The 26,631-nt window shown below is 70.4% G+C and carries 24 protein-coding genes and 1 pseudogene; 13 read left to right on the top strand and 12 right to left on the bottom strand.

Annotated features, from left to right (window positions below; all coding sequences use genetic code 11):
- The first annotated feature begins 63 nt into the window (after positions 1 to 63).
- Positions 64 to 660, top strand: coding sequence for a DUF1707 domain-containing protein (locus tag OHU89_RS10075; RefSeq protein ID WP_405641813.1), 597 nt, complete (start codon positions 64 to 66; stop codon positions 658 to 660).
- On the opposite strand, the gene OHU89_RS10070 is transcribed toward OHU89_RS10075, so the two are convergent.
- Positions 638 to 1,165 (bottom strand): hypothetical protein, encoded by a 528-nt coding sequence (locus tag OHU89_RS10070; protein WP_405641811.1) that lies wholly within the window; start codon positions 1,163 to 1,165, stop codon positions 638 to 640. The genes OHU89_RS10075 and OHU89_RS10070 overlap by 23 nt on opposite strands.
- Before the next feature lie 172 nt (positions 1,166 to 1,337).
- Positions 1,338 to 3,296 (bottom strand): APC family permease, encoded by a 1,959-nt coding sequence (locus tag OHU89_RS10065; protein ID WP_405641809.1) that lies wholly within the window; start codon positions 3,294 to 3,296, stop codon positions 1,338 to 1,340.
- Positions 3,297 to 3,741: 445 nt separating this feature from the next.
- On the opposite strand from OHU89_RS10065, the pseudogene OHU89_RS10060 reads away from it, so the two are divergent.
- The 5 genes and pseudogenes from OHU89_RS10060 to OHU89_RS10040 all read left to right on the top strand — a co-directional run.
- A pseudogene (locus OHU89_RS10060) lies at positions 3,742 to 4,782 on the top strand (family 43 glycosylhydrolase); the annotation flags it as partial.
- 217 nt (positions 4,783 to 4,999) lie between these two features.
- Positions 5,000 to 6,295: an extracellular solute-binding protein gene (locus OHU89_RS10055; protein ID WP_405641807.1), complete on the top strand. Its 1,296-nt coding sequence runs from the start codon at positions 5,000 to 5,002 to the stop codon at positions 6,293 to 6,295.
- A 6-nt stretch (positions 6,296 to 6,301) separates the two neighbouring features.
- Positions 6,302 to 7,300 (top strand): carbohydrate ABC transporter permease, encoded by a 999-nt coding sequence (locus OHU89_RS10050; RefSeq protein ID WP_266895256.1) that lies wholly within the window; start codon positions 6,302 to 6,304, stop codon positions 7,298 to 7,300.
- Positions 7,297 to 8,124 carry a carbohydrate ABC transporter permease gene (locus tag OHU89_RS10045; RefSeq protein WP_266895258.1) on the top strand — a complete coding sequence of 276 codons (828 nt, stop codon included), beginning with the start codon at positions 7,297 to 7,299 and terminating at the stop codon, positions 8,122 to 8,124. Before OHU89_RS10050 ends, OHU89_RS10045 begins: the two co-directional genes overlap by 4 nt.
- Positions 8,125 to 8,180: 56 nt before the next feature.
- Positions 8,181 to 9,227 (top strand): endo-1,4-beta-xylanase, encoded by a 1,047-nt coding sequence (locus OHU89_RS10040; protein ID WP_405641805.1) that lies wholly within the window; start codon positions 8,181 to 8,183, stop codon positions 9,225 to 9,227.
- Positions 9,228 to 9,326: 99 nt separating this feature from the next.
- Here OHU89_RS10040 and OHU89_RS10035 read toward each other — a convergent pair whose 3' ends face one another.
- From OHU89_RS10035 to OHU89_RS10025, 3 genes are all read right to left on the bottom strand, one after another.
- Positions 9,327 to 10,373: a LacI family DNA-binding transcriptional regulator gene (locus OHU89_RS10035; RefSeq protein ID WP_405641803.1), complete on the bottom strand. Its 1,047-nt coding sequence runs from the start codon at positions 10,371 to 10,373 to the stop codon at positions 9,327 to 9,329.
- Positions 10,374 to 10,583: 210 nt separating this feature from the next.
- The gene (locus tag OHU89_RS10030) at positions 10,584 to 10,790 is read right to left on the bottom strand and encodes a DUF5999 family protein (protein WP_046258677.1); all 207 of its coding nucleotides are present in this window, start codon (positions 10,788 to 10,790) and stop codon (positions 10,584 to 10,586) included.
- Positions 10,791 to 11,069: 279 nt separating this feature from the next.
- On the bottom strand, positions 11,070 to 11,654 hold the full coding sequence (locus OHU89_RS10025) for a hypothetical protein (RefSeq protein ID WP_266895264.1): 585 nt from the start codon (positions 11,652 to 11,654) through the stop codon (positions 11,070 to 11,072).
- 550 nt (positions 11,655 to 12,204) lie between these two features.
- Between OHU89_RS10025 and OHU89_RS10020 the strand changes: the two genes are divergently transcribed.
- Positions 12,205 to 13,725: a glutamate-cysteine ligase family protein gene (locus tag OHU89_RS10020; protein WP_405641801.1), complete on the top strand. Its 1,521-nt coding sequence runs from the start codon at positions 12,205 to 12,207 to the stop codon at positions 13,723 to 13,725.
- 56 nt (positions 13,726 to 13,781) lie between these two features.
- Here OHU89_RS10020 and OHU89_RS10015 read toward each other — a convergent pair whose 3' ends face one another.
- Positions 13,782 to 15,554: a substrate-binding and VWA domain-containing protein gene (locus OHU89_RS10015; protein WP_405641800.1), complete on the bottom strand. Its 1,773-nt coding sequence runs from the start codon at positions 15,552 to 15,554 to the stop codon at positions 13,782 to 13,784.
- A gap of 187 nt (positions 15,555 to 15,741) precedes the next feature.
- Between OHU89_RS10015 and OHU89_RS10010 the strand changes: the two genes are divergently transcribed.
- Entirely contained in the window at positions 15,742 to 16,542 is an 801-nt protein-coding gene (locus OHU89_RS10010) for a CPBP family intramembrane glutamic endopeptidase (RefSeq protein ID WP_405641798.1), read from the top strand.
- A 25-nt stretch (positions 16,543 to 16,567) separates the two neighbouring features.
- On the opposite strand, the gene OHU89_RS10005 is transcribed toward OHU89_RS10010, so the two are convergent.
- On the bottom strand, positions 16,568 to 17,377 hold the full coding sequence (locus OHU89_RS10005) for a PhzF family phenazine biosynthesis protein (RefSeq protein ID WP_405641796.1): 810 nt from the start codon (positions 17,375 to 17,377) through the stop codon (positions 16,568 to 16,570).
- Between the two features lie 163 nt (positions 17,378 to 17,540).
- Here OHU89_RS10005 and OHU89_RS10000 point away from each other — a divergent pair, with 163 nt between their 5' ends.
- Together OHU89_RS10000 and OHU89_RS09995 are read left to right on the top strand one after the other, a co-directional pair.
- Complete coding sequence (locus OHU89_RS10000) at positions 17,541 to 18,326, top strand: cyclase family protein (protein WP_405641794.1); 786 nt, start codon at positions 17,541 to 17,543, stop codon at positions 18,324 to 18,326.
- The gene (locus OHU89_RS09995) at positions 18,323 to 19,951 is read left to right on the top strand and encodes a thiamine pyrophosphate-binding protein (protein WP_405641792.1); all 1,629 of its coding nucleotides are present in this window, start codon (positions 18,323 to 18,325) and stop codon (positions 19,949 to 19,951) included. The genes OHU89_RS10000 and OHU89_RS09995 overlap by 4 nt, the downstream gene beginning before the upstream one ends.
- A 25-nt stretch (positions 19,952 to 19,976) precedes the next feature.
- Here the strand turns inward: OHU89_RS09995 and OHU89_RS09990 are convergent, their stop codons facing one another.
- The 3 genes from OHU89_RS09990 to OHU89_RS09980 form a co-directional block, all read right to left on the bottom strand.
- Positions 19,977 to 20,609 (bottom strand): response regulator, encoded by a 633-nt coding sequence (locus OHU89_RS09990; protein WP_405641790.1) that lies wholly within the window; start codon positions 20,607 to 20,609, stop codon positions 19,977 to 19,979.
- Positions 20,606 to 21,829, bottom strand: a complete 1,224-nt coding sequence (locus tag OHU89_RS09985) for a sensor histidine kinase (protein WP_405641788.1) — start codon at positions 21,827 to 21,829, stop codon at positions 20,606 to 20,608. The genes OHU89_RS09990 and OHU89_RS09985 overlap by 4 nt, the downstream gene beginning before the upstream one ends.
- A 99-nt stretch (positions 21,830 to 21,928) precedes the next feature.
- Complete coding sequence (locus OHU89_RS09980; RefSeq protein WP_405641786.1) at positions 21,929 to 23,056, bottom strand: ABC transporter substrate-binding protein; 1,128 nt, start codon at positions 23,054 to 23,056, stop codon at positions 21,929 to 21,931.
- Between the two features lie 215 nt (positions 23,057 to 23,271).
- Between OHU89_RS09980 and OHU89_RS09975 the strand changes: the two genes are divergently transcribed.
- Complete coding sequence (locus OHU89_RS09975; protein ID WP_405641784.1) at positions 23,272 to 23,883, top strand: PadR family transcriptional regulator; 612 nt, start codon at positions 23,272 to 23,274, stop codon at positions 23,881 to 23,883.
- A gap of 74 nt (positions 23,884 to 23,957) precedes the next feature.
- Here OHU89_RS09975 and OHU89_RS09970 read toward each other — a convergent pair whose 3' ends face one another.
- Positions 23,958 to 24,386: an SRPBCC family protein gene (locus OHU89_RS09970; protein ID WP_266895286.1), complete on the bottom strand. Its 429-nt coding sequence runs from the start codon at positions 24,384 to 24,386 to the stop codon at positions 23,958 to 23,960.
- Positions 24,387 to 24,500: 114 nt separating this feature from the next.
- Positions 24,501 to 24,716: a hypothetical protein gene (locus OHU89_RS09965; RefSeq protein ID WP_405655101.1), complete on the bottom strand. Its 216-nt coding sequence runs from the start codon at positions 24,714 to 24,716 to the stop codon at positions 24,501 to 24,503.
- Between the two features lie 171 nt (positions 24,717 to 24,887).
- Between OHU89_RS09965 and OHU89_RS09960 the strand changes: the two genes are divergently transcribed.
- Both OHU89_RS09960 and OHU89_RS09955 read left to right on the top strand, forming a co-directional pair.
- Positions 24,888 to 25,418: a Clp protease N-terminal domain-containing protein gene (locus OHU89_RS09960; RefSeq protein WP_405654404.1), complete on the top strand. Its 531-nt coding sequence runs from the start codon at positions 24,888 to 24,890 to the stop codon at positions 25,416 to 25,418.
- A 142-nt stretch (positions 25,419 to 25,560) separates the two neighbouring features.
- The gene (locus OHU89_RS09955; protein ID WP_405641783.1) at positions 25,561 to 26,565 is read left to right on the top strand and encodes an EamA family transporter; all 1,005 of its coding nucleotides are present in this window, start codon (positions 25,561 to 25,563) and stop codon (positions 26,563 to 26,565) included.
- Positions 26,566 to 26,631: the final 66 nt, after the last annotated feature.

The following is a 26,631-nucleotide window of genomic DNA, read 5'->3' as shown; positions in this document are numbered from 1 at the left end:
GGTTGAGCGTTGGGTATAACGCGATATAGCTTTTGGTTCGGCACCTGGGATCGGAGTGAGGGCATGTCGGGTGAGTTGGCGCGGGGTGGCGGGGACGCACCGGTCGAGCTGAGGGCCTCGCATGCGGACCGGGACCGGGTCGTGGACATGCTGCGTATCGCGGCGGGGGACGGCCGGCTGACCGCTGAGGAACTCGACGAGCGCCTGGAGACGGCCCTGTCCGCCCGCACCCTGGGGGAGCTGGCCGGGCTGACGGCGGACCTTCCGGTGGACGGGGTCGGCGAGGTCAAGGACGTCGTCCGGATCGAGCAGCAGGGCGGGTCGGCCGTGCGCGGCGACGGGTGGGCGGTACCCCGGCGGCTGGAGGTCCAGTCCACCTGGGGTGACGTGACGCTCGACTTCACCGACGCGGTGATCACGTACGACACGCTCTACGTCGACCTCGACATGCGGGGCGGGACGCTGCGGCTGGTGACGCGGCCCGGCGTCGTGGTGGAGACCGACTCGCTCGTCGTCGAGTACGCCCAGGTGAAAACGCGTCCTGCCGGCGACTCGGGCACACCTGTCGTGCTGCGGGTGGAGGTCGGCGGGCGGCTGAGGTACGGCAAGGTCGTGGCCCGGGGGCGGCGGGGGTTCCTCAGGAGATCCCGGACGCCCTGAGCACCGACAGGGCGGCCTCGTCTTCGATCTCCTGGCCGAGGTGGCGTAGGGCGTCCGTGCTCTGGCGCAGAGTGCCGTGTGCGAGCGAGTGGCGTACGCCCGTGTCCAGTTCGTGCCAGAGAAAAGGATTGGCGATCAGGACACGGGGGTCGCATTCCAGGCGGTTGCCGTGGGTGTCGCGGAGGATCAGGTGCGAGGAGATCTGGCCGTAGAGCTGTACTGAAACCAGGGCGTCCGTGTGGACCCGGTGGTGGCCTGCGAGGCCCTGTACTTCCAGCCAGCCCGGTCCTGCGGTGATGCGTTGGGGGAAGAGGACCGCGAAGACCGTGGCGGACAGGGTGAGCCAGAGCAGGGCGCGGGTGAGGGTCAGGGTGCCCATGTCCCAGTCGACGAACAGGGTCAGGGCGCCGAAGGTGAGGGCGAGGCCTGCCGCCAGCCGGACGGTGCCGCGCCAGTGGCGGTCGCCGGTGGGGTGTGGGGGGTTGCTCCGTCCGCTCGGTCGCATGAGTCGACGGTAGGGCGAGACGGGGGTGGGGGTGCTGCCACTGACAGTGCTCTGACGTCGTTCCGTTGAAGATTGACGCGATTTCTACGGCGGTCCGTCTGCGGGCGCGGGTAGGCCCTGTGGGGGCTTGGAGCCGTCGACGGGTCGGATGCGCGTGCGGCCTGTTCGTCCGTCAGCCCGTGTGCACCCGCGGGCGGCGGGCTCTGTCCGGTTCTGCCTCGCGGAGGACCTCTCGGGTGACCGGGGCCACCTCGCCCTGGCCGAAGAGGAAGAAGCGGAGGAAGTTGGTGAACGGGTTGCCCTCGGTCCACTCGAAATAGATGTGGGGAGTGCAGCCCGTGGTGTCGCGGACGTGGAGCAGCAGCGCGGCCAGGGCGTTGGGGATGGAGGAGGATTCCAGGGTCAGGACGCGGTAGCGGTTGTGGAGGACCTCACCGCGCACCGTCAGGCCCGCCTCGAACTCCGAGGGGTCCAGGACCGTGACCTCTACGAAGACGAAGTCCTCCTGGCCGGGGATGTCGTTGTCCTCGCGGATCTGCTCGATCTTGTCGCGGTACTCGGCTTTGTCGCGCTGGTCGGGCTCGTTGGCGATGAAGCGGATCTTGCGGCTGGCGATGTCCCTGATGAAACGTTCCGCCATGGGGTCGAGGGTCACGCTCGTCACGCGGAGCTCGAAGGCTCGGGCCAGGCGGGAGAGCAGGGAGACCAGGATGATGCCGGCGATGAAGCAGGCGCCGATCTTCACGCCGTCCGGGCGCTCGATGACGTTGACGACCGTCGTGTAGAGGAACACCGCCGAGATGACGGCGAAGCCGACGGTCCAGTTGCGCTGGCCGGCCTTGCGGGCGGCGATGGTCACCGCGATCGCGGCGGAGCTGATCAGGACCAGAACGCCGGTGGCGTACGCGCCGCCCTGGGCGTCCACGTCGGCGTCGAAGATCCAGGTGACCAGGAAGGCGATCAGGGTGAAGACGATGACCATCGGGCGGACGGCCCTGGCCCAGTGCGGGGCCATGCCGTAGCGGGGCAGGTAGCGGGGCATCAGGTTCAGCAGGCCGGCCATCGCGGAGGCGCCGGCGAACCACAGGATGGCGATCGTCGAGACGTCGTAGACCGTGCCGAAGGCGCCGCCCAGGTACTCGTGGGAGAGGAAGGCGAGGGCGCGGCCGTTGGCCTGGCCGCCGGACTCGAACTCCTTCTCCGGGATCAGGAGGGTGGTGATGAAGCTGGTGGCGATCAGGAAGCAGCTCATGATCACGGCGGCGGTGGTGAGCAGCTTCTTCGTGTCGCGGATCCGGCCGGCCGGGTTCTGATCGGTCTCGCCGGGCTCACCCTTGACGTGCGGCATGACGGCGACGCCGGTCTCGAAGCCGGAGAGGCCGAGGGCGAGCTTGGGGAAGACGATCAGGGCCACGCCGATCATCACGAAGACGTTGCCGTGCTCGTTGGTCAGGGCGGTCGACCAGTCGGTGACCACGTGTCCGGCGGTGACGACGTGCCAGAGGCCGACGATCACGACGACGACGTTCAGCGCGAGGTAGATGCCCACCAGGACGACCGCGACGCCGATCGCCTCCAGGAAGCCCTTGAGGAACACCGCGCCGAGCAGGGCGACCAGGATGAGGGTGATCAGGAGCTGCTTGTCGTGCAGGGCGCTGTTCAGGTGCGGGTTCTCGACGAGGTGGGTCGAGGCGTCGGCGGCCGACAGGGTGATGGTGATCAGGAAGTCGGTGGCGGCGAAGCCGAGCAGGGTCAGGACGAAGAGCTTGCCCTTCCAGAAGGTGAGCAGGCGCTCCAGCATCGCGATCGAGCCCTGGCCGTGGGGGCTCTCCTCGGCCACGCGGCGGTACACGGGCAGTGCGCCCGCCAGGGTCACGATCACCAGGACGATGGTCGCGATCGGGGAGAGCAGGCCGGCCGCGAGCGCCGCGATGCCGGGCTGGTAGCCGAGGGTCGAGAAATAGTCGACGCCGGTGAGACACATGACCCGCCACCACGGCTGGCCCTCCGGCTCCGGCTTGGACTCGGTCGGCTGGGCCGGCCGGCCGTGGTTGCCCTTGCCCATGTCGGACAGGCCTTCCAGCATCCATGCGCGCAGCCGACTGGGCGGCGCGTGTTCGGTGGTGGCCATCGGGGCTCCTGTGTGCGGCTCAGCGTGTGTTTCCGGCCATCGCCTGGACGGCCGCATCAGCGTAAGCGGAGAGTGACGTCAGGGCCCACGGATGAGGGGGCTGGGGGCGTCAAGCTTCCGTTAAGACTCGCTTTGGGGATGTCCGCGGCACGGCAAGTGGGGAGTGTAGGGACTGATTCGGGGTGGATCGCGTCGGAGTGGGGACTGAGGGGGCGGGGCGGCGGCAGTGGACACCCAGCGTCATGTCGTACGTCGGTGCGCGGAGCGATTCTTGGCGGCACGGCAGCGGCGTCGGCCGCCGACGTCCCGTACGCCGTGAGGCCCTGGACGGCATCCGCGGCCGGGGCGTGGGTCTGTGGCCCCGGTGTCTTGTCGCCGGCCCCCTGGCCACCTACAGTGCGACTCCGTAACGTTCGCCAGATCATCCGAAAGTTTCGCCAAGGTGCTGCTGGAGGGCCCGCTTCCGGTGTGGTCCGGGTCGGGCATGCAGGACCCTGAGGCGCCGCACCTCTACCGCATCGGTGAGTGGTGGTACCTCCTGGTCGCCGAGGGCGGTACGGCCCATGGGCACAGCGTCTCGATCGCCCGGGCGAGGTCGCCGCGCGGGCCCTATGAACCGGCCCCGGACAACCCGATCCTGACCCACCGCAGCACCGGTCTGCCCATCCAGTGCACCGGTCACGCCGACCTGGTGGAGGCGGCCGACGGCAGCTGGTGGATGGTGCTCCTCGGTACCCGTCCGCGCGGGTACTTCCCGTCCTTCCATGTGCTGGGCCGCGAGACGTTCCTGACCCCGGTGGAGTGGGTCGACGGCTGGCCGAGGGCGGGGCTGGTACGGGAGCGACACCCGGCGCCGGCCGCCTGGCACGCCGTCGAAATACCGCCCGCACGGGACGACTTCGACGCCGCCGACCTGGCCCCGCACTGGATCTCCCCGCGCCGCAGGCCGGACGGCTCGTGGTCGCTGGGGGAGCGGCCGGGATGGCTGACCCTGCGGGCGACGGGGACCAGCCTCGACCGGCCCGGGCACACCTTCGTGGGGCGCCGTCAGCAGCACCACGACTGCCGGTTCGCGGCCCGGCTGGACCCCGGGGCGGGGCGCTCCGGACTCTCCGTCCGCCTCGACGAGGCGCATCACTACGACATCGAGGTGGCTGGGGGAGAAGCGGCCGTGTTCGCCCGGATCGGCCCGGTGCGGCAGTGCCTCGCGCGACGGACGGTGGAGTCGGGGCCGGTCACGCTCACCGTGGAGGTCCGTACGGACTCGCCGGTGTCCCCAACCGGGCAGGAGGAGCCGGGAGTTCGCGCAGGAGGCCCCGACGTGGTGGCGCTCGGGGTCGACGGCGTACGGCTCGCCGAGCTCGACGGCCGTTATCTGTCCACGCAGGTCGCCGGTGGCTTCACCGGGCGGGTGGTCGGAATGTACGTCACCGAGGGCAGCGCGGCCTTCGACTGGTTCGAGTATGTGCCCGAGCCGCAGGCGTAGTTCCGGAAAGCGTCGGAAACTCTCGGTCCGGGCCGATCGGTGCCAACCGGCCCGGACACCGGGGAAGTCGGCCGCAGATTCACCGCGTACAAGGGGTTGCCACCGTTTGGCAGCTGTCTCTAGGGTGCGGCATCAACGAACCTTTCTGGATCAACTCCGAAACTTTCGGTCCAGCGGACGGGCGTAGACGCCCCGTCCCGTACCCAAGGAGCACACCATGGGCGACCCGGCACTGTCCCGCCGCGGCTTCCTGGCGGCGTCCGCCGCGGCCGGTCTGGGCATGACCGCACTGAGTGGCTGCGGTGACTCGGATGATGAGGGGTCGTCCGACGGGACGACCACCATCGAATGGTGGAACATCTCCACCACCGAGCCGGCCAAGAGCGTCTGGGCGGCCCTCGCCAAGAAGTTCGAGGCCCAGAACCCCAAGGTCAAACTGAAGATCGTGCAGCTGGAGAACGACGCCTACAAGTCGAAGATGACGGCACTGATCGCCTCCGGGAAGCTCCCCGACATCTTCCACACCTGGGGTGGCGGCGTCCTCAAGCAGCAGGTCGACGCGGGTCTCGTCGAGGACCTCACCGACCGGACGAAGCCATGGGCCGACAGCCTGCTGAAGGTGTCGAAGGAGGCCTACCTCCTCGACGACAAGGTGTACGGCATCCCGTTCGACATCGGCATGATCGGCTTCTGGTACAACAAGGCGCTCTTCAAGCAGGCCGGCATCAGCGAACCCCCCACCACCTGGGGCGCGTTCCTCGAAGCCGTCAGCAAGCTGAAGTCGAAGAACATCACCCCCATCGCCCTCGCGGGCAAGGAGAAGTGGCCCGGCATGTACTACTGGGCCTACCTCGCGATGCGCACCGCCGGTGCGAGCGCCCTGCAGAAGGCCTATGACGACAAGGACTTCACCGGCGCCGAGTTCATCCAGGCGGGCGCCCACCTCAAGACCCTCGTCGATCTCGAGCCGTTCCAGAAGGGCTACCTCAACGCCGCCTACTCCACCCCGACCGGCCAGGCGGCCTCCGTCGGCAATGGCAAGGCGGCGATGGAGCTCATGGGCCAGTGGGCCCCGAGCGTGCAGGCCGACTCCGGCAAGGGCCTCGGCAAGGACCTGGGCTTCTTCCCGTTCCCCGCGGTCGAGGGCGGCAAGGGCACCATCACCGAGGTGTTCGGCGGCGGCGGTGGGCACGCCCTGCGCCGGGGCGCCCCGCAGGCGGCCGTCGACTTCCTGAAGTTCTTCGCCTCCGAGGCCACCGACCTGGAACTGGTCAAGAAGACCGGCACCCTCCCGGTGGTCCCCGGCGCCGAGAGCGCGATCGCCGACCCCAACATCAAGGCCGTACAGACGCAGCTGAACGCCGCCACCGGCTTCCAGCTCTACCTCGACCAGGCGTACGCCCCCGCGGTCGGCCAGGAGGTCAACGACAGCGTGGCCGCGCTCATCGCCGGCTCCAAGTCTCCCGAACAGGTCGCCCAGTCGATCACGAAGTCCGCGAAGGAAGAGCAGTAGCAGGCGATGACCTCCACGTTCCTCGCAGACAAGCGGAGCGGCCCCGGTGCCGATGCCCCGCCCCCGGACACCGTCAGGGCCCGGGGGCGGGCCCGGCGGCGCGTCCTCAACTGGCTCACGGCGATGGGCTTCCAGCTGCCCGCCCTGGTCCTCTTCACCGGGCTCGTGCTGCTGCCGATGCTGTTCGCGCTGTACGCCGCCTTCTTCCGCTGGGGCGGCTTCGGGATGCCCGAGGACTACGTCGGTGTCGACAACTTCACCGACCTCTTCGACAACCCGGTCTTCCTGGGCGACCTGTGGCGCTGCCTCGTCCTGGTCGTCCTCACGCTCGCGCTCCAGCTGCCGTTCGCGCTCGCCATGGCGGTCCTGCTCAACCAGCGGCTGCGCGGCCGGGCCGTCTACCGGATGCTGTTCTTCGCGCCCTACGTGCTGTCCGAGGCCATCACCGGCGTGCTCTTCAGCATGGTGTTCGCCCCGGACGACGGACTGGCCGACCATCTCCTCGGCAGCATCGGCCTCGACAGCCTCGGCGGCGAGTGGTTCGCCGATCAGTCGTATGTGATGGCGACCCTGTTCATCGTCATGACCTGGAAGTACTTCGGCTTCCACATGATGCTCCTGCTGGCCGGACTCCAGTCCGTCCCCCGGGAGCTGACCGAGGCGGCGCTGATCGACGGTGCGGGCGCCTGGCAGCGCTTCCGCAGCGTCACCCTGCCGCTGCTCGCGCCCACCATCCGCATCAGCATCTTCCTGGCCGTCATCGGCTCGATCCAGCTCTTCGACCTGGTGTGGGTGATCACCCAGGGCGGCCCCGACCACCACTCCGAGACCATGGCCGTGACCATGTTCCAGTACGGCTTCAAGCGCTACCAGGTCGGCTACGCCAGCGCGATCAGCGTGGTCATGTTCGGGATCTGCCTCGTCTTCGCCCTCGCCTACCAGCGGTTCGTGCTGCGCCGCGACCTCGAAGGGGCCACCACCACGATGAGGGGGGCCGGGAAATGAGCCGCAGGAACGCCCGCACGTTGCCCTTGCACCTCATCCTCGTCGCCGTCGGCGTCGTCATGCTCGTACCCCTGGTGTACGCCGTCCTGTCCGGCTTCAAGTCCACCGACGAGCTCTCCAGCAACCCCTTCGGACTGCCGAAGCGCTGGCTGGGGAGCAACTACACCGACATCCTCGGCGGAAGCGACTTCTGGAAGCTGCTCGGCAACAGCACGCTGATCGCGGTCGCCACGACCGTGCTCGTCGTCGCGGTGTCCGCGCTCGCGGCCTTCTCCTTCGCCCGGTTCGCCTTCCGGGGCCGGGAGGTGCTGTTCACCTTCTTCACGATGGGGCTGATGTTCCCCTTCGCGGTGGCCGCCCTGCCCCTGTTCCTGCTGCTGCGCTATCTCGATCTGCTCGACAACCCGCTGGGCGTGATCCTGCCGCAGGCCGCGTTCGGGCTGCCGATGACCATCATCATCCTGCGCGCCTTCTTCCGGGAGATCCCGGGCGAACTGGAGGAGGCGGCCACCCTCGACGGGTGCAGCTCCTTCGGCTTCTTCTGGCGGGTGCTGCTGCCCATGGCCCGGCCCGCTCTCGGCACCGTCTCGGTGCTCGCCGTCGTCACCAGCTGGAACAACTTCATGCTGCCGCTGCTGGTGTTCACCGACAACACCTGGTGGACGCTGCCCATCGGCGTCCAGCAGTTCCAGGGCCAGTACTCCGCGGAGTACGCCCGCGTCTTCGCCTATCTCGTCCTCGCGATGGTTCCCGCCCTCGCCTTCTACTCGGTCGCCGAGCGCCAGCTCGTCGGCGGCCTCACCGCCGGCGCGACGAAGGGATGACCAGCGCCGGACGTTCGTACGGCTCGCCCACACACCCGCACGTGAGGAGTCGCACCATGCGCAAGAACCGTCTCAGACTCGTCGGCGCCCTCGCCGTCGCCCTGATGGCTGCCGGAGTCGGTACCGGTGTGCCCGCCCAGGCGCACGACAAGCCGACCACACTCGCCGACCTCGCCCAGCGGCACGGCCGCTACTACGGCAGCGCCACCGACAACCCCGAACTCGTCGACGAGCCCTACAAGGCGGTCCTCGGCAGCGAGTTCGACATGATCACCCCCGGCAACGGCCAGAAGTGGTACGCCACCGAGCCGCAGCAGGGTGTCTTCGACTTCTCCAAGGGCGACGAGATCGTGAACCTCGCTCGCGCCAACCACCAGCGGGTACGCGGCCACACCCTGGTCTGGCACAGCCAGCTGCCCGACTGGCTGACCAGCCGCGAGTGGACGGCGACCGAGCTGCGGGCCGTGCTGAAGAAGCACATCCAGACCGAGGTACGGCACTACCGCGGCAAGATCTACGCCTGGGACGTCGTCAACGAGGCCTTCAACGAGGACGGCACCTACCGCGAGACGGTCTTCTACAAGACGCTCGGCCCCGGCTACATCGCCGACGCGCTGCGCTGGGCCCACCAGGCCGACCCGAAGGCCAAGCTCTACCTCAACGACTACAACGTGGAGGCGGTCGGCCCCAAGAGCGACGCCTACTACAAGCTGGCCAAGGAACTGAAGGCACAGGGCGTCCCCCTGCACGGCTTCGGCCTCCAGGCGCACCTCGCGCTCCAGTACGGCTATCCGACCACCCTCGAGGACAACCTGCGGCGCTTCGCCAGGCTCGGCCTGGACACCGCGCTCACCGAGGTCGACATCCGGATGATCCTGCCCGCGGACGAGACCAAACTGGCCACACAGGCCCAGTGGTACCGGGACCTGACCGAGGACTGCCTCGCGGTGCGCCGCTGCGTCGGCATCACGCTCTGGGACTACACCGACAAGTACTCCTGGATCCCGGCGTTCTTCGAGGGCCAGGGCGCGGCGCTGCCGTGGGACGAGCAACTGCAGCCCAAGCCCGCCTACTTCGCGATCAAGGAGGCGCTCAAGAAGTAGCGGTACGGCGGTGAGACGCCCGGCGGCTGGGCAAGGAGGGGAGTCCGCCGGGGTGCGGCCCGGCCCGGCGGTGTGGCTCACCGCCGGGCCGGTGCCGGGTCAGCGCGCCGGGGGTGCGGTGCTCGCGCGGACCACCAGTTCCGTGCCGAGCTCCACCCTCGGCGAGTCCGGCTGCTCGTCGCGGGCCAGCTTGAGCACCGTGCGGACGGCCAGCTTGCCCATGTCGGCGAGCGGTTGACGGACCGTGGTGAGCGGCGGGGCGGACCAGCGGACTTCCGGAAGGTCGTCGAAACCGACCAGGCTCATGTCCTCCGGGACCCGGAGCCCGCGTCTGCGCAGTGCCTCGATCGCGCCGAGCGCCATCTGGTCGCTGGCCGCGAAGATCGCCGTCGGCGGTTCGGGCAGGTCCAGCAGCGCGTTGCAGCCCTCGAAGCCGGACTCGGGGTGGAAGTCGCCGGGGACGACGAGGGAGTCGTCGACGGTGAGCCCCGTGCCCTCCAGGGCGGCGCGGTAGCCGTCGAAGCGGGCTCGGGAGCACAGCAGCCGGGGCGGGCCCGAGATCAGACCGATCCTGCGGTGGCCCAGCGACAGCAGATGCTCGGTGGCCGCCATGCCGCCCGACCAGTTCGCGGCGCCGATGGTGGGGGCGTCCAGCGCGGGGGAGCCCGCCGGGTCGACGACGACCAGCGGGACGCCGAGGATGCGCAACTCCTCGTGCAGCACCGGCTCCAGGACCGACGTGACCAGGATGACGCCGTCGGAGGCGCGGGCCCGCAGATTGCGCATCCACTCGCGGGCGTCGCCGGAGCGGCCGTGGATCGCCGAGACCACGGTGCCGACGCCGGCCGCGTGCGCCACCTCCTCGACCCCGCGGATGATCTCCACCGCCCAGGGGCTGTCGAGGTCGTTGAAGACCAGGTCGAGCAGGGCCGCACCGCTGGCGGAGGTGCTCGGGCGCTTGCGGTAGCCGTACTGGCGGAGCAGTTCCTCCACGCGGGCCCGGGTCCTGGGCGACACGTCGGAGCGGCCGTTGACGACCCGGGAGACGGTCGGCACGGAGACGCCGGCCTGTCGGGCGATCTCGGTGATCGTGACCCGGCCCCCGGTCTCGGGCGCCCCCTCGGTGTCGACCTCGTGTGCTGCCAACTCCCCACCTCCGTCGACGGATCGAAACTTCCAGAAGTCTTCCGGAAAACCGGTGCCCATGGGAAGTGCGTCAGGGAGAAGAGCGCATTCCGCATGGGGAACTACAGGGAGTGATCGCCCCCGGACATGCGTCGGGGCCGGTTCGCAGCGCAGGTCTGCGGGCCGGCCCCTCAAGTCACCGGGCGGTCGGTCCCACCGCCCGGTAGTGCCTCAGGCGGCGGTCATCACCTGTTCGGTGCCCATGGGGCGGTGCGGGGCGATGATCTTGCCGTCGGGCAGGAGCTCACCGGTGTCCTCGAATTGCAGAACGCCGTTGCACAGCAGGCTCCATCCCTGCTCCGGGTGGTGCGCCATGAGGCGGGCGGACTCCCGGTCGGCGGATTCGGCTGTCGGACACGGCGGCTGGTGCTGGCACATTGGTGGGATCTTTCGCTTTGTCGTGGTTTTCATCGCTGCCCCCGTTGTGATAAGTCGGTCGGCACCAGTGTTGCCCCACGGGCGTCAATCCGCAGGGATTTGGCAGCACCGCTACTCACAGGTTCATGACGCATCACCCGCGCGGACGGTTCATTCCAACTGCACTGTCTCTTCGGGTGGTTCGGGATGGTCGGATGGGGCTAGTCCGGACGGGGTGCGGGCATGAAAAGGGCTCGTACGAGCTGCAATTCGCTCGTACGAGCCCCATAATCGAAGATGTCAGGCGAGCTGTCCCAGAAGCGGGGCCGGAGTCGCCCGGTGGGTCAGGACCGGGAGCAGTTCGGCGACGCGGTGCGGCCGGTGGGCCGCGATACCGGGCGGGGCGGGCGCCAGCGGGACGAGTAGATCGGTGGCGGCGGGGTGGCCGGTGGCGCCGTCCGCCGTGATGTCGCCGTGCAGCCAGAGGGTGAGCATGTAGAGGCCCGGGACCGACAGCAGGCGGGGCTGATAGGGCTGTTGCATGGTCTCGGCCTGGCGCAGCGCACGCTCGGTGGAGGCGATGTAGGGGCCCTCGAAGAAGTGCGAGAAGGCCCAGCCGTCCGGGGTCAGCCGGGTCTCGGCGGCGGCCACCGCGCGCTCCTGGCAGCGGATCAGGAAACGCCACCCGGTCAGTCGGGTGGCGGAGGCGCCCGCGGCGGTGATCTCGTCAAGTACGTGTACAGGCAGTGGGAGTTCGGGTGTCGCGGGTCCCTGGGCGGTGCGGAGGGAGGGAGTCCGGGCCTCGCGGACGGCGGTGGGCGAACCGAGCGCGGTGAGGACGGAGCGAAGTGCGGGCGCGGGAGCCGGGGGGACATGCAGCGGCATGGTGGGTCGCCTCTCATTCGACAGGCACAGTGGCGCGAGGGCGTGGGCGGACGGCGCTGTCAGCTCGCGGGGTCAGAGAGGCGGGGGCCGGGTCATGGATGCGTGGGCTGTGCGTGAGACCTGCCGTACGTCACCTCGACGACAGGATCAACAGACCGTCGGCGCCAACCTTCTGCCTCGTTCGCGGAGTTTATACGACACGTGTTCAGACGGTGTTTCATCTACCCGTTTCCGACGTGAACAGCAAGGGGTCATTCAGTCGGCGATACGTGGGAATCATCCCGATTTTCGGCGACGGTACGGCGATGACCTCGATGAATACCGTGGGTGCGGTCGGCCAATTCTCGTCGGCGTTTTTCACGAGGCGTGTGGGGAACCCGAAACTGCACAGTGCCGCATGCCCGGTGAATGTGCCGCCGGTCTCCTCCAACAGCGTAGCGGGCACCGAGGCCGCGCGGGACGTTATCGATCGTCTCCACTGGGCATCATCCCACGTGACCCGACACCGGCGGCCGGATCTTCGGTCCGCACATCCAAGGAGGGACGCTCGATGGGGGAGAAGGTCGCGGCAGGTCGGTTCGACCTGTCCGATCGGCAGCTCTACCGCGGCAAGCTCCGCAAGTGCCTGACGGGACTGGAGCGGCTGCTGGCGGAGAAGCGGTTCGATCGCCCGAAGAACCTCATGGGGCTCGAGATCGAATTGAATCTCGCCGGTGCCGACGGTATGCCGAAAATGTTGAATGCGCAGGTTCTCGAGCGTATCGCAAGCCGAGATTTCCAAACAGAACTCGCCATGTTCAACCTGGAAGTAAACATAGCCCCACATCCGTTGGGGGGCCGGGTATTCGATCGGCTCGCCGAAGAACTCCGCACCTCGCTGGCATATGCCCATCGAAAAGCGGGAGAGCTCGACGCGGGAATCGTGATGATCGGCATTCTGCCGACGCTCGACCGGGACGACCTGGTTTCCTCCAACCTCTCGGACGTCGACCGTTACGCGCTGCTCAACGAACAGATCGTGGCCGCCCGGGGCGAGGACTTCGTCCTGGACATCGACGGCGTCGAGCATCTCGTCTGCACCTCGAAGTCCATAGCCCCGGAAGCCGCCTGCACCTCCGTGCAGTTGCATCTCCAGGTCACCCCGGGCCGCTTCGCCGACGTGTGGAACGCGGCGCAGGCCGTCGCCGCCGCGCAGATCGCCGTAGGAGCCAACTCCCCCTTCCTGTTCGGGCGTGAGCTGTGGCGCGAGTCGCGGCCGCCGCTGTTCCAGCAGTCCACGGACACCCGGCCGCCGGAGCTCCAGGCGCAGGGTGTGCGGCCGCGGACCTGGTTCGGGGAGCGGTGGATCTCCTCGGCGCACGACCTGTTCGAGGAGAACCTGCGCTACTTCCCGGCGCTGCTGCCGATCTGCGACGACGAGGATCCGCTGCGGGTCCTGGACGAGGGGGGCGTCCCCTCGCTCGCCGAACTCGTCCTGCACAACGGCACCGTGTACCGCTGGAACCGGCCGGTGTACGGCATCGCCGACGGTGTCCCGCACCTGCGGGTGGAGAACCGGGTCCTGCCCGCGGGGCCCACCGTCACCGACGTCATCGCCAACGCGGCCTTCTACTACGGCGTGGTCCGCGCCCTCGCCGAGGACTCCCGGCCGGTGTGGACCCGGCTGCCCTTCGAGGCAGCCGCCGCCAACTTCGACGCGGCCTGCAAGCACGGCATCGAGGCCCGCTTCGACTGGCCGCGGCGCGGACGGTACGGCGGCGGGCTGACCCAGGTCGACGCCGTCACCCTGGTACGCGACGAACTGCTGCCGCTCGCGTCGGCGGGCCTGGACGCGTGGGGGGTCGAACCCGCGGACCGGGACCTGTACCTGGGTGTGATCGACGAGCGGTGCCGGCGGCGGGCCAACGGGGCGACCTGGCAGGCCTCGACGTTCCACCGGGCCCTGGAGTCGGGCCTCGACCGCGACGCCGCACTCGCCGCGACGACCCGCCGGTACGCCGAGCTGATGCACCTCGGTGAGCCGGTGCACACCTGGCCGGTGGGGTTGCCGGAGCCGGTGCCGCTGGGGTGAGCGGCGAGGGAAGGTACTCGGGGAAGGGCACGGCCGGATGGGCCCCCTTCGCCCGCTCAGCCCTGCCCGCTCCCCTCCGCCCCCGCCGCCACGATCGCCTTGAGGATCACCTCGTGGATCTGGGAGGGGTCGGAGACCTCCTGGCCGGTGCCGCCGGTGGACTTCGCTATCTGCTGGGCCTCCTCGCGGTCGGCGTCGGGGCCGACGGCGATCATGATGAGCGGGACCGGGCGGTCGGGGTCGGTGAGTTCCTGCAGACGCCTGATGAGCGTGGAGCGGGAGATGCTGCCGGGGTCCTGGTTGACGCCGTCGGTCAGCACGACCAGGGCGTTGAACTTGCCCTTGGCGTAGGAGGCGGTGGCCTCCGTGTACGCGGCGAGCGTGGTGTCGTACAGGCCCGTCGCGCCGTTCGGGACCGGAGCCAGTTCGCTGAAGGCCGCCGACAGCTTGTCCCGTTGGGTTCCGCCGTCCTTGCTGTCGCCGAGGCGTCCGGTCGGGACGAGGACGCGGTAGTCCTTGTCGCCGTCCAGCTTGGTGGAGAACTGCCACAGACCGATCTCGTCCTCCGGCGTGAACGTGGCGAGCGCCTGGAGGAGAGATGCCTTGGTCACGTCCATGCGTGACCGGTTCGTGCCCGGGACCAGCTCGGACATGGAGGAGGACGCGTCGACGACCGTGGTGACCCGTGCGTTCTGCACCGTGATCGTCCATGTGCCGAGGGCTTCCTGGAGGGCCGCCTCCGAGGCCGGCTTGAGGGCGTCCTGCGCGTACGGCTGCGGCTTGCTGCCGCCGGCCCGCGTCACCAGCGTCTGCGCGACCTCGTCGGTGGAGGTGCGGAACCCGTACTTCTCCATGAGCCGGCGCTGCTCGGGCTTGCGCAGATAGTTCATGAACTTCAGCGCCGCCCGGCTCTCGTCGGTGCTCAGCGCCGTCTGGTCGACCAGCGAGTACGGGTAGTCGAGCCGGGGCGAGCCGTCCTTCGGGTAGAAGAGGTCGAGGCCCTCGCCGTCGGCCGCGGTGTTGTAGGTGAACGCCGCCTGCTCGCTGAGGATCAGCGCCTGGTTGCGCTTCGGGTTGCCCTTCTCGGTGCCCGAGGCGTCGCGCGGCAGGGTGTCCAGGACCTGGGTGTCGCTGTCCGAGGTGCGCTGCGACAGGGTCTTCATCATGGCCGCGGCCTGGGTGTCCCCGCCCTTGATCTCGGCGGCGCCGGAGCCCAGCTGGGTGAGGGCGAGCAGTCCGGTGGCGCTGCGCGAGGGGTCGGCCGCGCCGAGCTTGAGGGAGTCGTCCTGCATCGTGGCGCCGACCAGCTCGATCCAGCTGTACGACTTCTTCGGCCACCCCAGCGACTTGGCGGCCTCCGGGACCATGGCCACGCCGACCGGGCTGGAGGCGAAGCTGCCGACCGGGGTCACCTCCGTCGCCTTGGTGTCCGCCGCGATCCGCTGGACCCACAGCTCCGAGTCCGGTACCCACACCTGGACGTCGGTCTGCCTACCTGCCAGCAGTGTGTCCGTGAGCTTGTACGAGTCGTGCGCGGTCACCTCGACGTCGACGCAGTGCCCGTCGGAGGTGAGGCTGATGTCACGGGCCCGCTTCGCGGCGGCGCGCAGGGCAGGGGCCATGTCGGGCGAGGCGGCGAGCTGCAGGTCCACCGCGTCGTCCTGACAGGTGGAACCGAAGGAGAGCAGTCCGCTCTGGACGGCGGCCGCGGTGCCGCCCGCGACGGTCAGGACGAGCACGGTCGCGATGGCCACCGTACGGCGGCGGGTGTGTGGGCGGGGGTCGCTGCCGCCCGCCCCATACTGATCGGGCAAGCTGTGACGTCCCATGACTGTGGTGCCCCTCCCTGTTGTTACCTTCTGCCGGTCTCACGGCCGTATGGCATGCAGAGGGGAGGTCAGCCCCGTACGGTGTCCGTCCCCCAACGGCCAGTCGCGCACGATCTTCGCAACTTCTTTCGAGACCCTAGCGGGGCGGCGATGGGGATGGGACGGGATTACTGAATTGGAGTCAGGTGTGCAGGGAGAGGCGGGCCGCGTGGCCGATTCTTTTCCAGAGGAGGGGTCTTCGCGGCGGATCTTCCGGGATGAGACGATGCTCGTTCTGGGGCTTTCGCTCGGTGCGAGCGGAGTGTCCGCCCTGATCAGCTTTGTCGGATCGGTCACCAAACCGGGCGGCCTCAAGGACCAGGCGGCCACCCTCAACGCCTCGGCCGCGCCGGGCCGCCCCTGGCTCGATCTGGCCTGGCAGCTCTTCGGGATCGCCTCGTCCCTCGTGCCCGTCCTGCTCGTCGCGCACTTCCTGCTGCGTGAGGGCGGAAGCCTGCGCACCCTCGGCTTCGACCGCACCAGACCGTGGCCCGACCTCGGCCGCGGGGCGGCGGTCGCCGCGGTGATCGGCAGTACCGGCATCGCCTTCTACCTGGCCGCACGCGGGCTGGGGTTCAACCTCACGGTGGTGCCGGAGGCGCTGCCCGAGGTGTGGTGGAAGTACCCGGTGCTGATCATGTCCGCGATGCAGAACGCGATCCTCGAAGAGGTCATCGTCGTCGGGTATCTGCTGCGTCGGCTGGGCCAGTTGGGCTGGACGCCCGGGTCCGCGCTGATGGCCAGTTCCGTACTGCGTGGCTCGTACCACCTCTACCAGGGCATCGGTGGCTTCATCGGCAACATGGTGATGGGCGTGGTGTTCGTCTACCTCTACCGCCGGTGGGGGCGGGTGGGCCCCCTGGTGGTGGCGCATTCGCTGCTCGACATCGGGGCGTTCGTCGGCTACGCGCTGCTGGCCGGGAAGGTGGGCTGGCTACCGACGGCGTGAGCCGCCGACAGCCGGCCCGCGAGGGTCATACGAGCAACTCGCCCTCGATCGTCGTGACCGCCCGGCCGGTGAGGAGCGTGCGGTCGCCGGCCAGCCGGGTGCGGACGCGGCCGGAGCGGGGCGAGGCCTGCAGACCGGTGAGTTCGGTACGGCCCAGCCGCTCGGACCAGAAGGGCGCCAGGGCGGTGTGGGCACTGCCGGTGACCGGGTCCTCGTCGATGCCGACGTTGGGGAAGAAGCAGCGGGAGACGAAGTCGTGGCCGAGCGCCGGGTTCTCGGCGCGGGCGGTGGCGATGATGCCGCGCTCCGAGTAGGCGCCGAGGGCCTTGTGGTCGGGGGTGAGGGCGTGGACGGTCTTCTCGTCGGCGAGCTCGACGAGGAGGTCGCCGACGTTCGGACCGGTGTCGAAGGCGATGAGCGGCTCGGCGCCGAGGGCTGTCGCGACCCCCTCCGGAGGCTCGACCGGGGTCAGCGGCGCGGTCGGGAAGTCCAGGGTGATCGACCCGTCCGCACCGGGCGTCGCGATGAGCACACCGCTCCGCGTGGCGAACCGCACCGGCCCCTCGTGGGCGCCGGTGGTGTGCAGCACATGGGCCGTGGCCAGCGTCGCGTGCCCGCACATGTTGACCTCGGCGGCCGGCGTGAACCACCGCAGCGCCCAGTCTGCCTCGCCGCCCTCGGGAAGACGGTGGGCGAACGCCGTCTCGGCGTGATTGACCTCGACGGCGATGTTCTGCAGCCGGTTGTCGTCCGGGAAGGCGTCCAGCAGCAGGACCCCGGCCGGGTTGCCGGCGAAGGGCCGGTCGGTGAAGGCGTCGACTATTCGGATACGCATGACGCCGACGCTAGGCCGACCACGAAGCCGCAGGCCAAGGCCAATTCCGGGTCACTGGACCGATTTGGCGACATACGGGGAGCCGCGGCCTCTGGACGAGCTCGTCGATGCGGTGCGACTGTCGTCAACGCGTCTCGCGCACACGACAGTTCAGGAGGCCGTCATGTCCCAGCCGTCCGTCCTCGCCGCGCTGATGTCCGGGCTGCGGAGCGGTGCGATCGAAGTTGTCGATCTCACGTCGCCCCTGTCGTCGCAGACGCCGGTGATCCGGTTGCCCGAAGGGTTCGGGCAGACGCAGGTGTTCGAGTTGGAGGAGATCAGCCGGTACGACGACCGGGGCCCGGCCTGGTACTGGAACAACTTCCGTACGGGTGAGCACACCGGTACGCACTTCGACGCGCCCAACCACTGGGTGACCGGCAAGGACCTCGCGGACGTGGCCTCCGTACCGGCGAGCCGGCTCATCGCGCCCGCCGCCGTGCTGGACTTCTCCGCACTCGCCGCCAAGGACCCGGACTTCCTCGTCGAGGTGGACCACATCAAGGCCTGGGAGGCGGAGAACGGCCCGTTGCCCGAGGGCGGGTGGCTGCTGCTGCGCACCGGCTGGGACGCGCGCTCGCACTCGCAGGAGGAGTTCCTCAACGCCGACGACAACGGCCCGCACACCCCGGGCCTGTCCGCGGAGTGCGCCCGCTGGGTCGCCGAGGAGTCACCGGTGATCGGCCTCGGCACCGAGACGGTCGGCACCGACGCCGGAGGCGCCCACTCCTTCGACCCGGCCTTCCCGTGCCACTCCCACCTGATGGGCAACGACAAGTACGGCCTGACCCAGCTGCAGAACCTCGCGGAACTGCCCGCCACCGGTGCCGTCGTCATCGCCGGCCCGCTGCCGATCCTCAACGGCTCCGGCTCACCCGCCCGTGTCCTCGCCCTCGTGGAGCGGTCATGAAGGTCGCCGAAGCCGTCGGCCGGGCACTGACCGCGGCCGGCGTGGACCATGTGTTCGGCGTGGTCGGCTCCGGCAACTTCCACCTCACCAACGCCATGGTGGCCACCGGGGCCCGCTACGTCGCCGCCCGCCACGAGGGCGGAGCGGCCACCATGGCCGACGCCCACACACGGATGACCGGGAAGGTCGCCGCACTGAGCGTGCATCAGGGGCCCGGGCTGACCAACGCCCTGACCGGCATCGCGGAAGCCGCCAAGAGCCGCACGCCCCTCCTCGTGCTCGCGGCCGAGGCGACCCGGCCCACCTCCAACTTCTACGTCGACCAGGAGGCGTTGGCCCAGGCCGTCGGCGCGGTCACCGAGCGCGTGGCGTCCCCTCACTCCGCGGTCGAGCAGGCCTGCGACGCCGTACGACGTGCCCTGCACGAGCGCCGTACGGTACTGCTCAACCTCCCACTGGACGTGCAGGCCCTGGACCTGCCCGACACCGCCGCCATCGCCGCCGCCCCGCCACCCGCGCGGGCCGCCGTCGAGCCGTCCGAGTCCGATGTGGCGGCCCTGGTGGCGGCCCTCGAACGCGCCCACCGCCCCGTCTTCGTGGCAGGGCGGGGCGCCCGCTCACCCGGCGGCCGCGACGCCCTCACCGCGCTCGCCGAGCACCACGGCGCGCTGCTCGCCACGTCGGCCGTGGCCCACGGTCTGTTCCACGGCGACCCCTGGTCGCTCGGCATCTCCGGCGGCTTCGCGTCCGACCTGACGGCCGAACTGATCCAGGGCGCCGACCTGATCGTCGGCTGGGGCTGCGCCCTGAACATGTGGACCATGCGGCACGGCCGCCTCATCGGCCCGGACGCCACCGTCGTCCAGGTCGACGACGACGCGTCCGCCCTCGGCGCCCACCGCGAGGTCCACCTCGGTGTCGTCGGCGACGTGGCCCGCACCGCCCGGCGCGCACTCGACGCGGGCGGCGCGCGGCGGAAGGGGTACCGCGCGGAAGGCCTCGGCGTGGGGGTGCGCCGACGGGACGTGCCGTACGAGGACGAGAGCACCCGGGACCGCATCGACCCGAGGACGCTGAGCATCGCGCTCGACGACATCCTCCCGGCGGAGCGGGTCGTCGGCGTGGACTCCGGGAACTTCATGGGTTACCCGAGCGCCTATCTGTCGGTGCCCGACCAGGACGGCTTCTGCTTCACGCAGGCCTTCCAGTCCATCGGCCTGGGCCTGGCGACCACGATCGGCGCGGCCCTGGCCCGGCCCGACCGGCTGCCGGTGGCCGTGCTCGGCGACGGCGGCGCGCTGATGGGCGCGGCCGAGCTGGACACCGTACGCAGGCTGGGGCTGCCGATGGTGGTGGTCGTCTACAACGACGAGGGCTACGGGGCGGAGGTGCACCACTTCGGGCCGGACGGTTTCCCGCTCGACACGGTCACCTTCCCGCCGACCGACATCGCCGCCATCGCCCGCGGCTACGGCTTCGAAGCGGTGACCGTGCGGACGCGCGCCGATCTCAAGGCGGTCGAGGACTGGGTGGCGGGGCCGCGGTCGGCGCCGCTGCTGGTCGACGCCAAGGTGGCGGGCGAGCACGGGGCCTGGTGGCTGGAGGAGGCCTTCCGAGGGCACTGAGGGCCGGCCGAACTGTTCGGGGCCGTCAGTCGAGCTGGATGAGTCCGCGGCGCGCGGCCTCCGTCACGGCGGCCGCGCGGTTCTCCACCTTCAACTTGCGGTAGACGCGCACCAGGTGGGTCTTGACGGTCGCCTCGCTGAGGAACAGGGCCTGGGCGATGGCCCGGTTGCTCAGACCCTCCGCCGCCAGCCGTACGACCTCGACCTCGCGCCCGGTCAGATCCACGTCGGGGCTGACCACCTGGCCGACGAGCTCGCCGACGACCTCGGGGGCGAGGGCCAGGGCGCCGGCGGCGGCGCCACGGACCGCCCGGAAGAGCTCCTCGGGCGGCCCGGCCTTGAGGACGTATCCCCGGGCGCCCGCCTCCAGTGCCCGCACGACGTCGGTCCGCCCGGAGAAGCTCGTCAGCATCAGCGCGGGCACGGCCGGGGCCTCGACGGTCAACCGACGGACCGCCTCGATGCCGTCGACGGCGGAACCGGCGAACCGGAGGTCCATCAGCACGACGTCCGGCTTCAGCTCCGCGGCGAGCCGTACGGCCTCCTCGCCGCTGCCCGCCTCCGCGATCACCTCGAGATCCGGTTCCCCGTCCAACAGGGCCCGCAGCCCTGCGCGTACGACGGCGTGGTCGTCCGCGATCACCAGCCGTACGGTCATCCGGCGGTCGCCGGGGTCAGACGGGGAGCCGCCGCCGGCAGCACGGCCCGGACCCGGGTGCCCCGGCCGGGCGCGCTGGTGACCCGCAGGTCGCCGCCGCACTCGCGGAGCCGGGCGCGCGCGGCGGGCAGGCCGAAGCCGCGGGTCGGACGGGCGAGAGCCCCTGCGCCCGCCGGGTCGAAGCCCACTCCGTCGTCCTGTACGTCGAGTTCGATCCGGTCCGCCTCGTGGTGAAGGGTGACCAGGACGTTCACCGCGCGGGCGTGCTCGCGGACATTGGCCAGCGTGCCCTGCGCGATCCGGAACAGGGTGGCGGCCGCCTGCTCGTCCAGGACGGGACGGGGCTCGCCCGCGGACCGGAACCGCACCTGGGCGGCCGACCCCTCCCGCTCCGCCTGGGCGCACAGCAGCCGCAGCGAGCCTTCGAGCCCCTCCTCGGCGACGGCGGACGGTGTGAGGTCGTGGATGATCCGGCGGGTCTCGGCGAGATTGCCGTCCAGGCCGTCGGCCACCGCGCGCACCCGGGTGCGGGCCGCGTCCGGCCGCCGGTCCCAGTCCCGCTCGGCCGCCTGGAGCAGCATCAGGCTGCCCGCGAGTTCCTGGGCCAGGGTGTCGTGCAGGTCGCGGGCGATCCGGGTGCGTTCGGCCAGCACGCCGGCCTGGCGCTGCTGTTCGGCGAGGTTGTCGCGGGTGCTCCGCAACTCGTCGAGGAGGCGCTGGCGTTCGGCGGCGTCCCGCTGCTGTGTCCGGTAGAGGGCCACGGTGCCCCAGACCGCCGCGACCGGGATCAGCGCCATCTCCAGGTCGAGCCGGCCGGTCGAGCCGACCAGCCGCCAGCCCAGTACGACGGAGATCGCGGCCACCGCGACCAGCGCCGCCCGCTTCCCCAGAGCCCGCAGGGCCGCGCACGCCAGCGGTACGCCGCACCAGGCGTACGCCCAGGTCACCGGCGCCTCGACGAGGAACAGGAGGAAGCTCCAGAGACCGATCAGCGTCGTGATCCAGGCGAGCCGGAGGGCGGGGCCGAGCCGGCTCCACAGGCCCAGACCCGCCCCGTACACGACGGCCAGCAGCCCGCTGAGGCTGACCATGTGCCAGCACAGCGGGCTGTTGAGATCGACGAGCCGCACGGCGGCGGCGCCGACCACCAGGAAGAACACGAAGTGCGGGGCGTGTTGCAGGGCGTGTCGGGTGCCGCGGACGGGAGCGCGGTCGGTCACGGCAGATCCCCTTGGACTCACTGATCCACTTGGACAGGGCGTCCGAGTCTATCCGGGGGCTGTATGACCGATGTGAACGGCTGGGCGCGCTGTCCGCCCCTACGCGCCGGGGTGCAGGCCCGGCCAGCCGGGCGTGGGGTCGCCCTTCACCTCGCCGAAGTACAGGGCGAAGGTCTGCTTCCAGCGCTCGATCGCGGCACGGTCGGCCATGAAGCGGGGGAAGCCGTCGAGGTGCGCGTTCGGGTACTCCCAGACCGGCTTCAGGCCTGCCGGGGGAGTGACGTCGGTGCGCACGGACCAGCCGTTGAAGGACCCCTGCTGGGTGGCGAGCGACAGCTGCCAGTTGAGGTACAGCTTGGCCGCGGTCGGGTTCGCGGCCTGCTTCAGGATCGCCGCGCGCTGGCCCCACGCCATGAACGGGGCGCTGTCCGGGACGACCCACTTCACGGGCCCGGTGGCGAGCGGGGCGCCCGAGCCGCCGACGCCGATCGCGTGGGTGCCGGCGCGGACCGCGTCGCCGGGGGAGTTGCTGCCGCGCGCGAAGCGCACGTCCTGGGCGGCGAGTTTGGCCACCCACTCCCAGCCGTACTTCTGGACGTAGAGCGAGTAGAGGTAGAGGACCGCGTCGTCGTCGTGCGGGTAGGAGGAGGCGATCCGGCCCTTCCACTTCGGGTCGACCAGGTCCAGCGGGGTGCGCGGGGCGCCCGAGCCGACCGCCGAGGTGTCGTACATGAAGCTGAAGCCGATCGCCCCGATGGCGACCCAGGCACCGTGCGGGTCCTTGAACTTGTCGTACACCTTGGAGAACCCGGCCGGCTTGTAGCGCAGGAGCCTGCCCTGCTCCTTCCAGCGCGTGAAGTCCTGGAGGGTCTGCAGTTGTACGACGTCGGGGACGAGGGTGTCGGTCGCGAACTGGTTGTCGACGCGGACGTCGTGGTACTTGCTGTAGTCCACGACCAGGGTCAGGTCGATGTCCGGGAACCGCTTGAGGAACGCGGCCTTGGTGAAGTCCTGCTGGGTGGGGGTGTCCCCGCCGGCGTAGAGGACGAGCTTCCCGCCCTCCGCGAGGGCCGCCTTGTAGAGCTCGTCGAGGGTCCTGGTCTCCTCGGATCCGGTGGTACGCGCGGCGGGGGCGGCCTGGGCCGGGTTGGCGCCGAGCGCACCGATACCGATGGCCGCACCGGCGCCGGTGGCGAGGACACGTCGTCTGCTGGGGAAGCTGGACATGCTGCGGGGGCCTCTCTGCTGGGGGGTGAGGTACGCAGCTTGTTCGTTCAGGGCGGGTGTTCGCGTCCGCCGGGCGGAGCGAGGGGCGCGCTGGAGTGGTATCCGCGATTCAACCGAACGGTTGACCAGGCCTTTCGGCAGAGGCTTGCTATGCGAAGTATTCCGATATATCGTTGACGCATCGCGACAGATCAACGATGGATGGAGTGATTGCGATGCGTTCCCATGGATTCGAACGTGGACACGGTGGACCCGGCCCCCGCGGCGGCCGAGGCGGCTTCGACGGACGGCGTGGTGCCTTCGGCCCCTTCGGGCCGGGCGGCGGCCCCGGTGGTTTCGGCGGACCGGGCCCCTGGGGGCCTCGAGGGCGTGGCGGACCGAGGGGGAGGGCGCGGCGCGGCGATGTACGTGCGTCGATCCTGGCCCTGCTCAGGGACCGGCCCATGCACGGGTACGAGATGATCCAGGAGATCGCCGAACGCAGCGGCGGGGCGTGGAAGCCCAGCCCGGGTTCGGTGTACCCCACCCTCCAGCTGCTGGAGGACGAGGGCCTGATCGCCAGTGAGAGCGAGGGCGGCAAGAAGCTGTTCGCGCTCACCGAGGCGGGCCGCACCGCGGCCGAGGAAGGTCCGGACGCGCCCTGGGAGGAAGCCTCCCGCGGCGTCGACTTCGAGGCGCTGAACGAGATCCGCCAGGCCGGTTTCGGGCTGATGGAGGCTTTCGGCCAGGTCTGGAAGACCGGTAGCAAGGAGCAGCGCGAGAAGGCCCTCGCGGTCATCACCGATGCCCGCAAGAAGCTGTACCTGATCCTCGCCGACGAGGACTGACGGTCGCAGAGCCGTGAAAAGGCGCCCCGCGGAGCGATCCGCGGGGCGCCTTCGTGTCTGCTGCCGGGCTGTTGTCAGGTCACCAGCCCGGCCAGCTTGCGCAGCGACTCGTTTAGCGCGGCGGTCGCAGAGTCCTTGAGCTTGCCCGCCATCAGCGCCACCGCGGCGCCCGTGAACTCGCCGTCCATACGGACCGTCGTCGCGTCGCCGTCCGGGGTGAGGGTGTAGCGGTTGGCGACGGTCACCGCCATCGGGCCCTTGCCGCGGATGGCCAGCACCCGAGCCGGCTCCAGTTCCTCGATGGTCCACTCGACCTCGGCCGGGAAGCCCATCAGCTTCATGTTCTCCTGGAACGTGGCGCCCACCTCGAGAGCCGTGGGGCCGCCCTGCGGGAAGCTGGTGTGGGTGGCGTTCCACTCCCCGTACGCGGGCCAGTCCGTGAGCTGCGCCCACACCTTCTCGGCCGGTGCCTCGATGTGTGCCTCCGCGCTGACTTCGGCCATGCGACCACCCCTTCGACTCGGGCTACGGTGTCGCGGAACGTAGCCGCAGGGCCTGAAACATTCAATGCTGATGAACCGTCAGAAAGTGTGGAGACCCCGGAGCCGGGGTGCCGCTCAGGCCACGAGCCGTATCACCGCCGCGTCGAACAGGTCCCACGCCCGGGGGAAGGCGCTCTCGTCGTGGCAGTGCCACGCCTCCCAGAACAGGTCGGCGAGCAGCGCGTCCTCCGGGGCGTACACCCGGTACACGTACTCCCTGCCGTCGATGGCCGGCAGAGCCACCAGCCAGTACCTGCTCTCCATGTCCGTGTTGGACGAACGAGGGAGCACGGTGGTTGCGTGCGGGGCGCGGGGCAAGGAGGCACGCGCCGCTGCGGGGTGAACGGCCTGATCTCATCCGTAAGGAGGAGATTCCGGCCACCGGGGTCCACTCTGTGTGGGACGCGAAAATGGTTCCCTCCGGGGATGACCCGGGTCGGCGTGGCTGATGAGGTGGGGGATGTGCCACCCCGTATCCCCCGGCAATCCGTGAACGAGCCGGGCAGCAACCGCGCGGACATCGATGCCAGGCTCGGCGAAGAGCTGGCGACGGTGGTCTCCGGAGCGCGCCGCCGATCGGTCCGGGACGGGGACCGGCAGATCGACACGGCCCATCTGCTGCACTCGCTCCTGGAGTACGACCCCGAGGTGCGCGCCGTCTTCGAGGACGGCCCGCAGCTCGCGCGGTTGCTCGGCTATCTCGTGCAGCGCAGCATCGGCTACGGACTGCGCTGGCAGGGCAGCGTCGAGGACTCCGGCGCGGTCCCCGTGGTGACCGAGGCGGACGGCCTCTCACCGCTGGCCGCGGGGGCGATGGAGTACGCCGGTGAGCGCGCCGTCCACCGCGGCGCCGACCGTGCGAACGGGATGGACCTGCTGACGGCCCTCGTCATCGACCCGCAGGCCCGCGCTGTCGAGGTCCTCACCCGCGCGGGCATCGACGCGGGTGCGGTGCTGGGCCGGATCGAGAGCCGGGCGCAGAGCCCTTCCTGAGCTCGACGCGGCACCCCCTCGGTGTGCCCGCGGGCGCCCCCTCGTCCCACCCGCGCGCCACCCCCTTGCCCCAGGGTGTGCCGGTCCAGCCGCTGAGACAGGTGTCATCGGGGGTGACGCTCCTGTCATCGCCTGTCATCATGTGTCGGTGCATACGACTGACAGCAGGGGCGGCAACCGCGGAAAGGGCGTCGGGCTCGGACTCGCGCTCGCGTCGGCGGTCGCCTTCGGAGGATCCGGTGTCGCGGCCAAGCCGCTGATCGAGGCGGGGCTCGACCCGCTCCATGTGGTGTGGCTGCGCGTGACCGGCGCGGCGCTCGTGATGCTGCCGCTCGCCGTCCGGCACCGTGCGCTGCTGCGCAGTCGCCCCGCGCTGCTCGCCGGGTTCGGCCTGCTGGGCGTGGCCGGCGTCCAGGCGTTCTACTTCGCCTCGATCTCCCGCATACCCGTCGGCGTCGCCCTGCTCGTCGAGTACCTCGCCCCCGCCCTCGTCCTCGGCTGGGTCCGCTTCGTGCAGCGGCGGCCGGTCACGCGGGCCGCCGCGCTCGGGGTGGTCCTCGCGGTCGGCGGGCTCGCCTGTGTCGTGGAGGTCTGGTCGGGGCTGAGCTTCGATGCCGTGGGCCTGCTCCTGGCACTGGGTGCCGCCTGCTGCCAGGTCGGCTACTTCGTCCTGTCCGACCAGGGCAGCGACTCCGGTGCCGACGCCCCCGATCCGCTCGGCGTCATCGCGTACGGCCTCCTCGTCGGCGCCGCCGTGCTCACCGTCGTCGCCCGCCCCTGGACGATGGACTGGTCCGTCCTCGGCGGCACCGGGGACATGAACGGCACCCCGGTCGCCGCCGCCCTGCTGCTGTCCTGGATCGTCCTCATCGCCACGGTCGTCGCCTACGTCACCGGCGTGGTCTCCGTGCGCCGCCTCTCCCCGCAGGTCGCCGGCGTCGTCGCCTGCCTCGAAGCGGTCATCGCGACCGTCCTGGCCTGGGTCCTGCTCGGCGAGCATCTGTCCGCCCCGCAGATCATCGGTGGCGCGGTCGTCCTGGCCGGTGCCTTCATCGCGCAGTCCTCGGCCCCCGCGCATCCCACCCCGGAACCGGTGGCGAGCGGCGGCCCGGAAAGGGAGTTGTCGGCTCGGTCGAGCGCCTCCTAGGCTGCCGATCATGCATTCGCACCGCGTCATCCTCGCGCCGCCCGCCGCCTGAGGCGGGCCCTCCGG

The organism is Streptomyces sp. NBC_00019 (assembly GCF_045041015.1).
Classification (GTDB): domain Bacteria; phylum Actinomycetota; class Actinomycetes; order Streptomycetales; family Streptomycetaceae; genus Streptomyces.
The sequence above is the reverse complement of the archived record's forward strand: the minus strand, read 5'-3'. Positions and strand labels throughout refer to the sequence as shown.

Coding starts and splice junctions, on each gene's coding strand:
- OHU89_RS10075 (WP_405641813.1), top strand. CDS start 64: ATGTCGGGTGAGTTGGCGCGGGGTGGCGGGGACGCACCGGTCGAGCTG.
- OHU89_RS10070 (WP_405641811.1), bottom strand. CDS start 1,165: ATGCGACCGAGCGGACGGAGCAACCCCCCACACCCCACCGGCGACCGC.
- OHU89_RS10065 (WP_405641809.1), bottom strand. CDS start 3,296: ATGGCCACCACCGAACACGCGCCGCCCAGTCGGCTGCGCGCATGGATG.
- OHU89_RS10055 (WP_405641807.1), top strand. CDS start 5,000: ATGGGCGACCCGGCACTGTCCCGCCGCGGCTTCCTGGCGGCGTCCGCC.
- OHU89_RS10050 (WP_266895256.1), top strand. CDS start 6,302: ATGACCTCCACGTTCCTCGCAGACAAGCGGAGCGGCCCCGGTGCCGAT.
- OHU89_RS10045 (WP_266895258.1), top strand. CDS start 7,297: ATGAGCCGCAGGAACGCCCGCACGTTGCCCTTGCACCTCATCCTCGTC.
- OHU89_RS10040 (WP_405641805.1), top strand. CDS start 8,181: ATGCGCAAGAACCGTCTCAGACTCGTCGGCGCCCTCGCCGTCGCCCTG.
- OHU89_RS10030 (WP_046258677.1), bottom strand. CDS start 10,790: ATGTGCCAGCACCAGCCGCCGTGTCCGACAGCCGAATCCGCCGACCGG.
- OHU89_RS10025 (WP_266895264.1), bottom strand. CDS start 11,654: ATGCCGCTGCATGTCCCCCCGGCTCCCGCGCCCGCACTTCGCTCCGTC.
- OHU89_RS10020 (WP_405641801.1), top strand. CDS start 12,205: ATGGGGGAGAAGGTCGCGGCAGGTCGGTTCGACCTGTCCGATCGGCAG.
- OHU89_RS10015 (WP_405641800.1), bottom strand. CDS start 15,554: ATGGGACGTCACAGCTTGCCCGATCAGTATGGGGCGGGCGGCAGCGAC.
- OHU89_RS10005 (WP_405641796.1), bottom strand. CDS start 17,377: ATGCGTATCCGAATAGTCGACGCCTTCACCGACCGGCCCTTCGCCGGC.
- OHU89_RS10000 (WP_405641794.1), top strand. CDS start 17,541: ATGTCCCAGCCGTCCGTCCTCGCCGCGCTGATGTCCGGGCTGCGGAGC.
- OHU89_RS09995 (WP_405641792.1), top strand. CDS start 18,323: ATGAAGGTCGCCGAAGCCGTCGGCCGGGCACTGACCGCGGCCGGCGTG.
- OHU89_RS09990 (WP_405641790.1), bottom strand. CDS start 20,609: ATGACCGTACGGCTGGTGATCGCGGACGACCACGCCGTCGTACGCGCA.
- OHU89_RS09980 (WP_405641786.1), bottom strand. CDS start 23,056: ATGTCCAGCTTCCCCAGCAGACGACGTGTCCTCGCCACCGGCGCCGGT.
- OHU89_RS09975 (WP_405641784.1), top strand. CDS start 23,272: ATGCGTTCCCATGGATTCGAACGTGGACACGGTGGACCCGGCCCCCGC.
- OHU89_RS09970 (WP_266895286.1), bottom strand. CDS start 24,386: ATGGCCGAAGTCAGCGCGGAGGCACACATCGAGGCACCGGCCGAGAAG.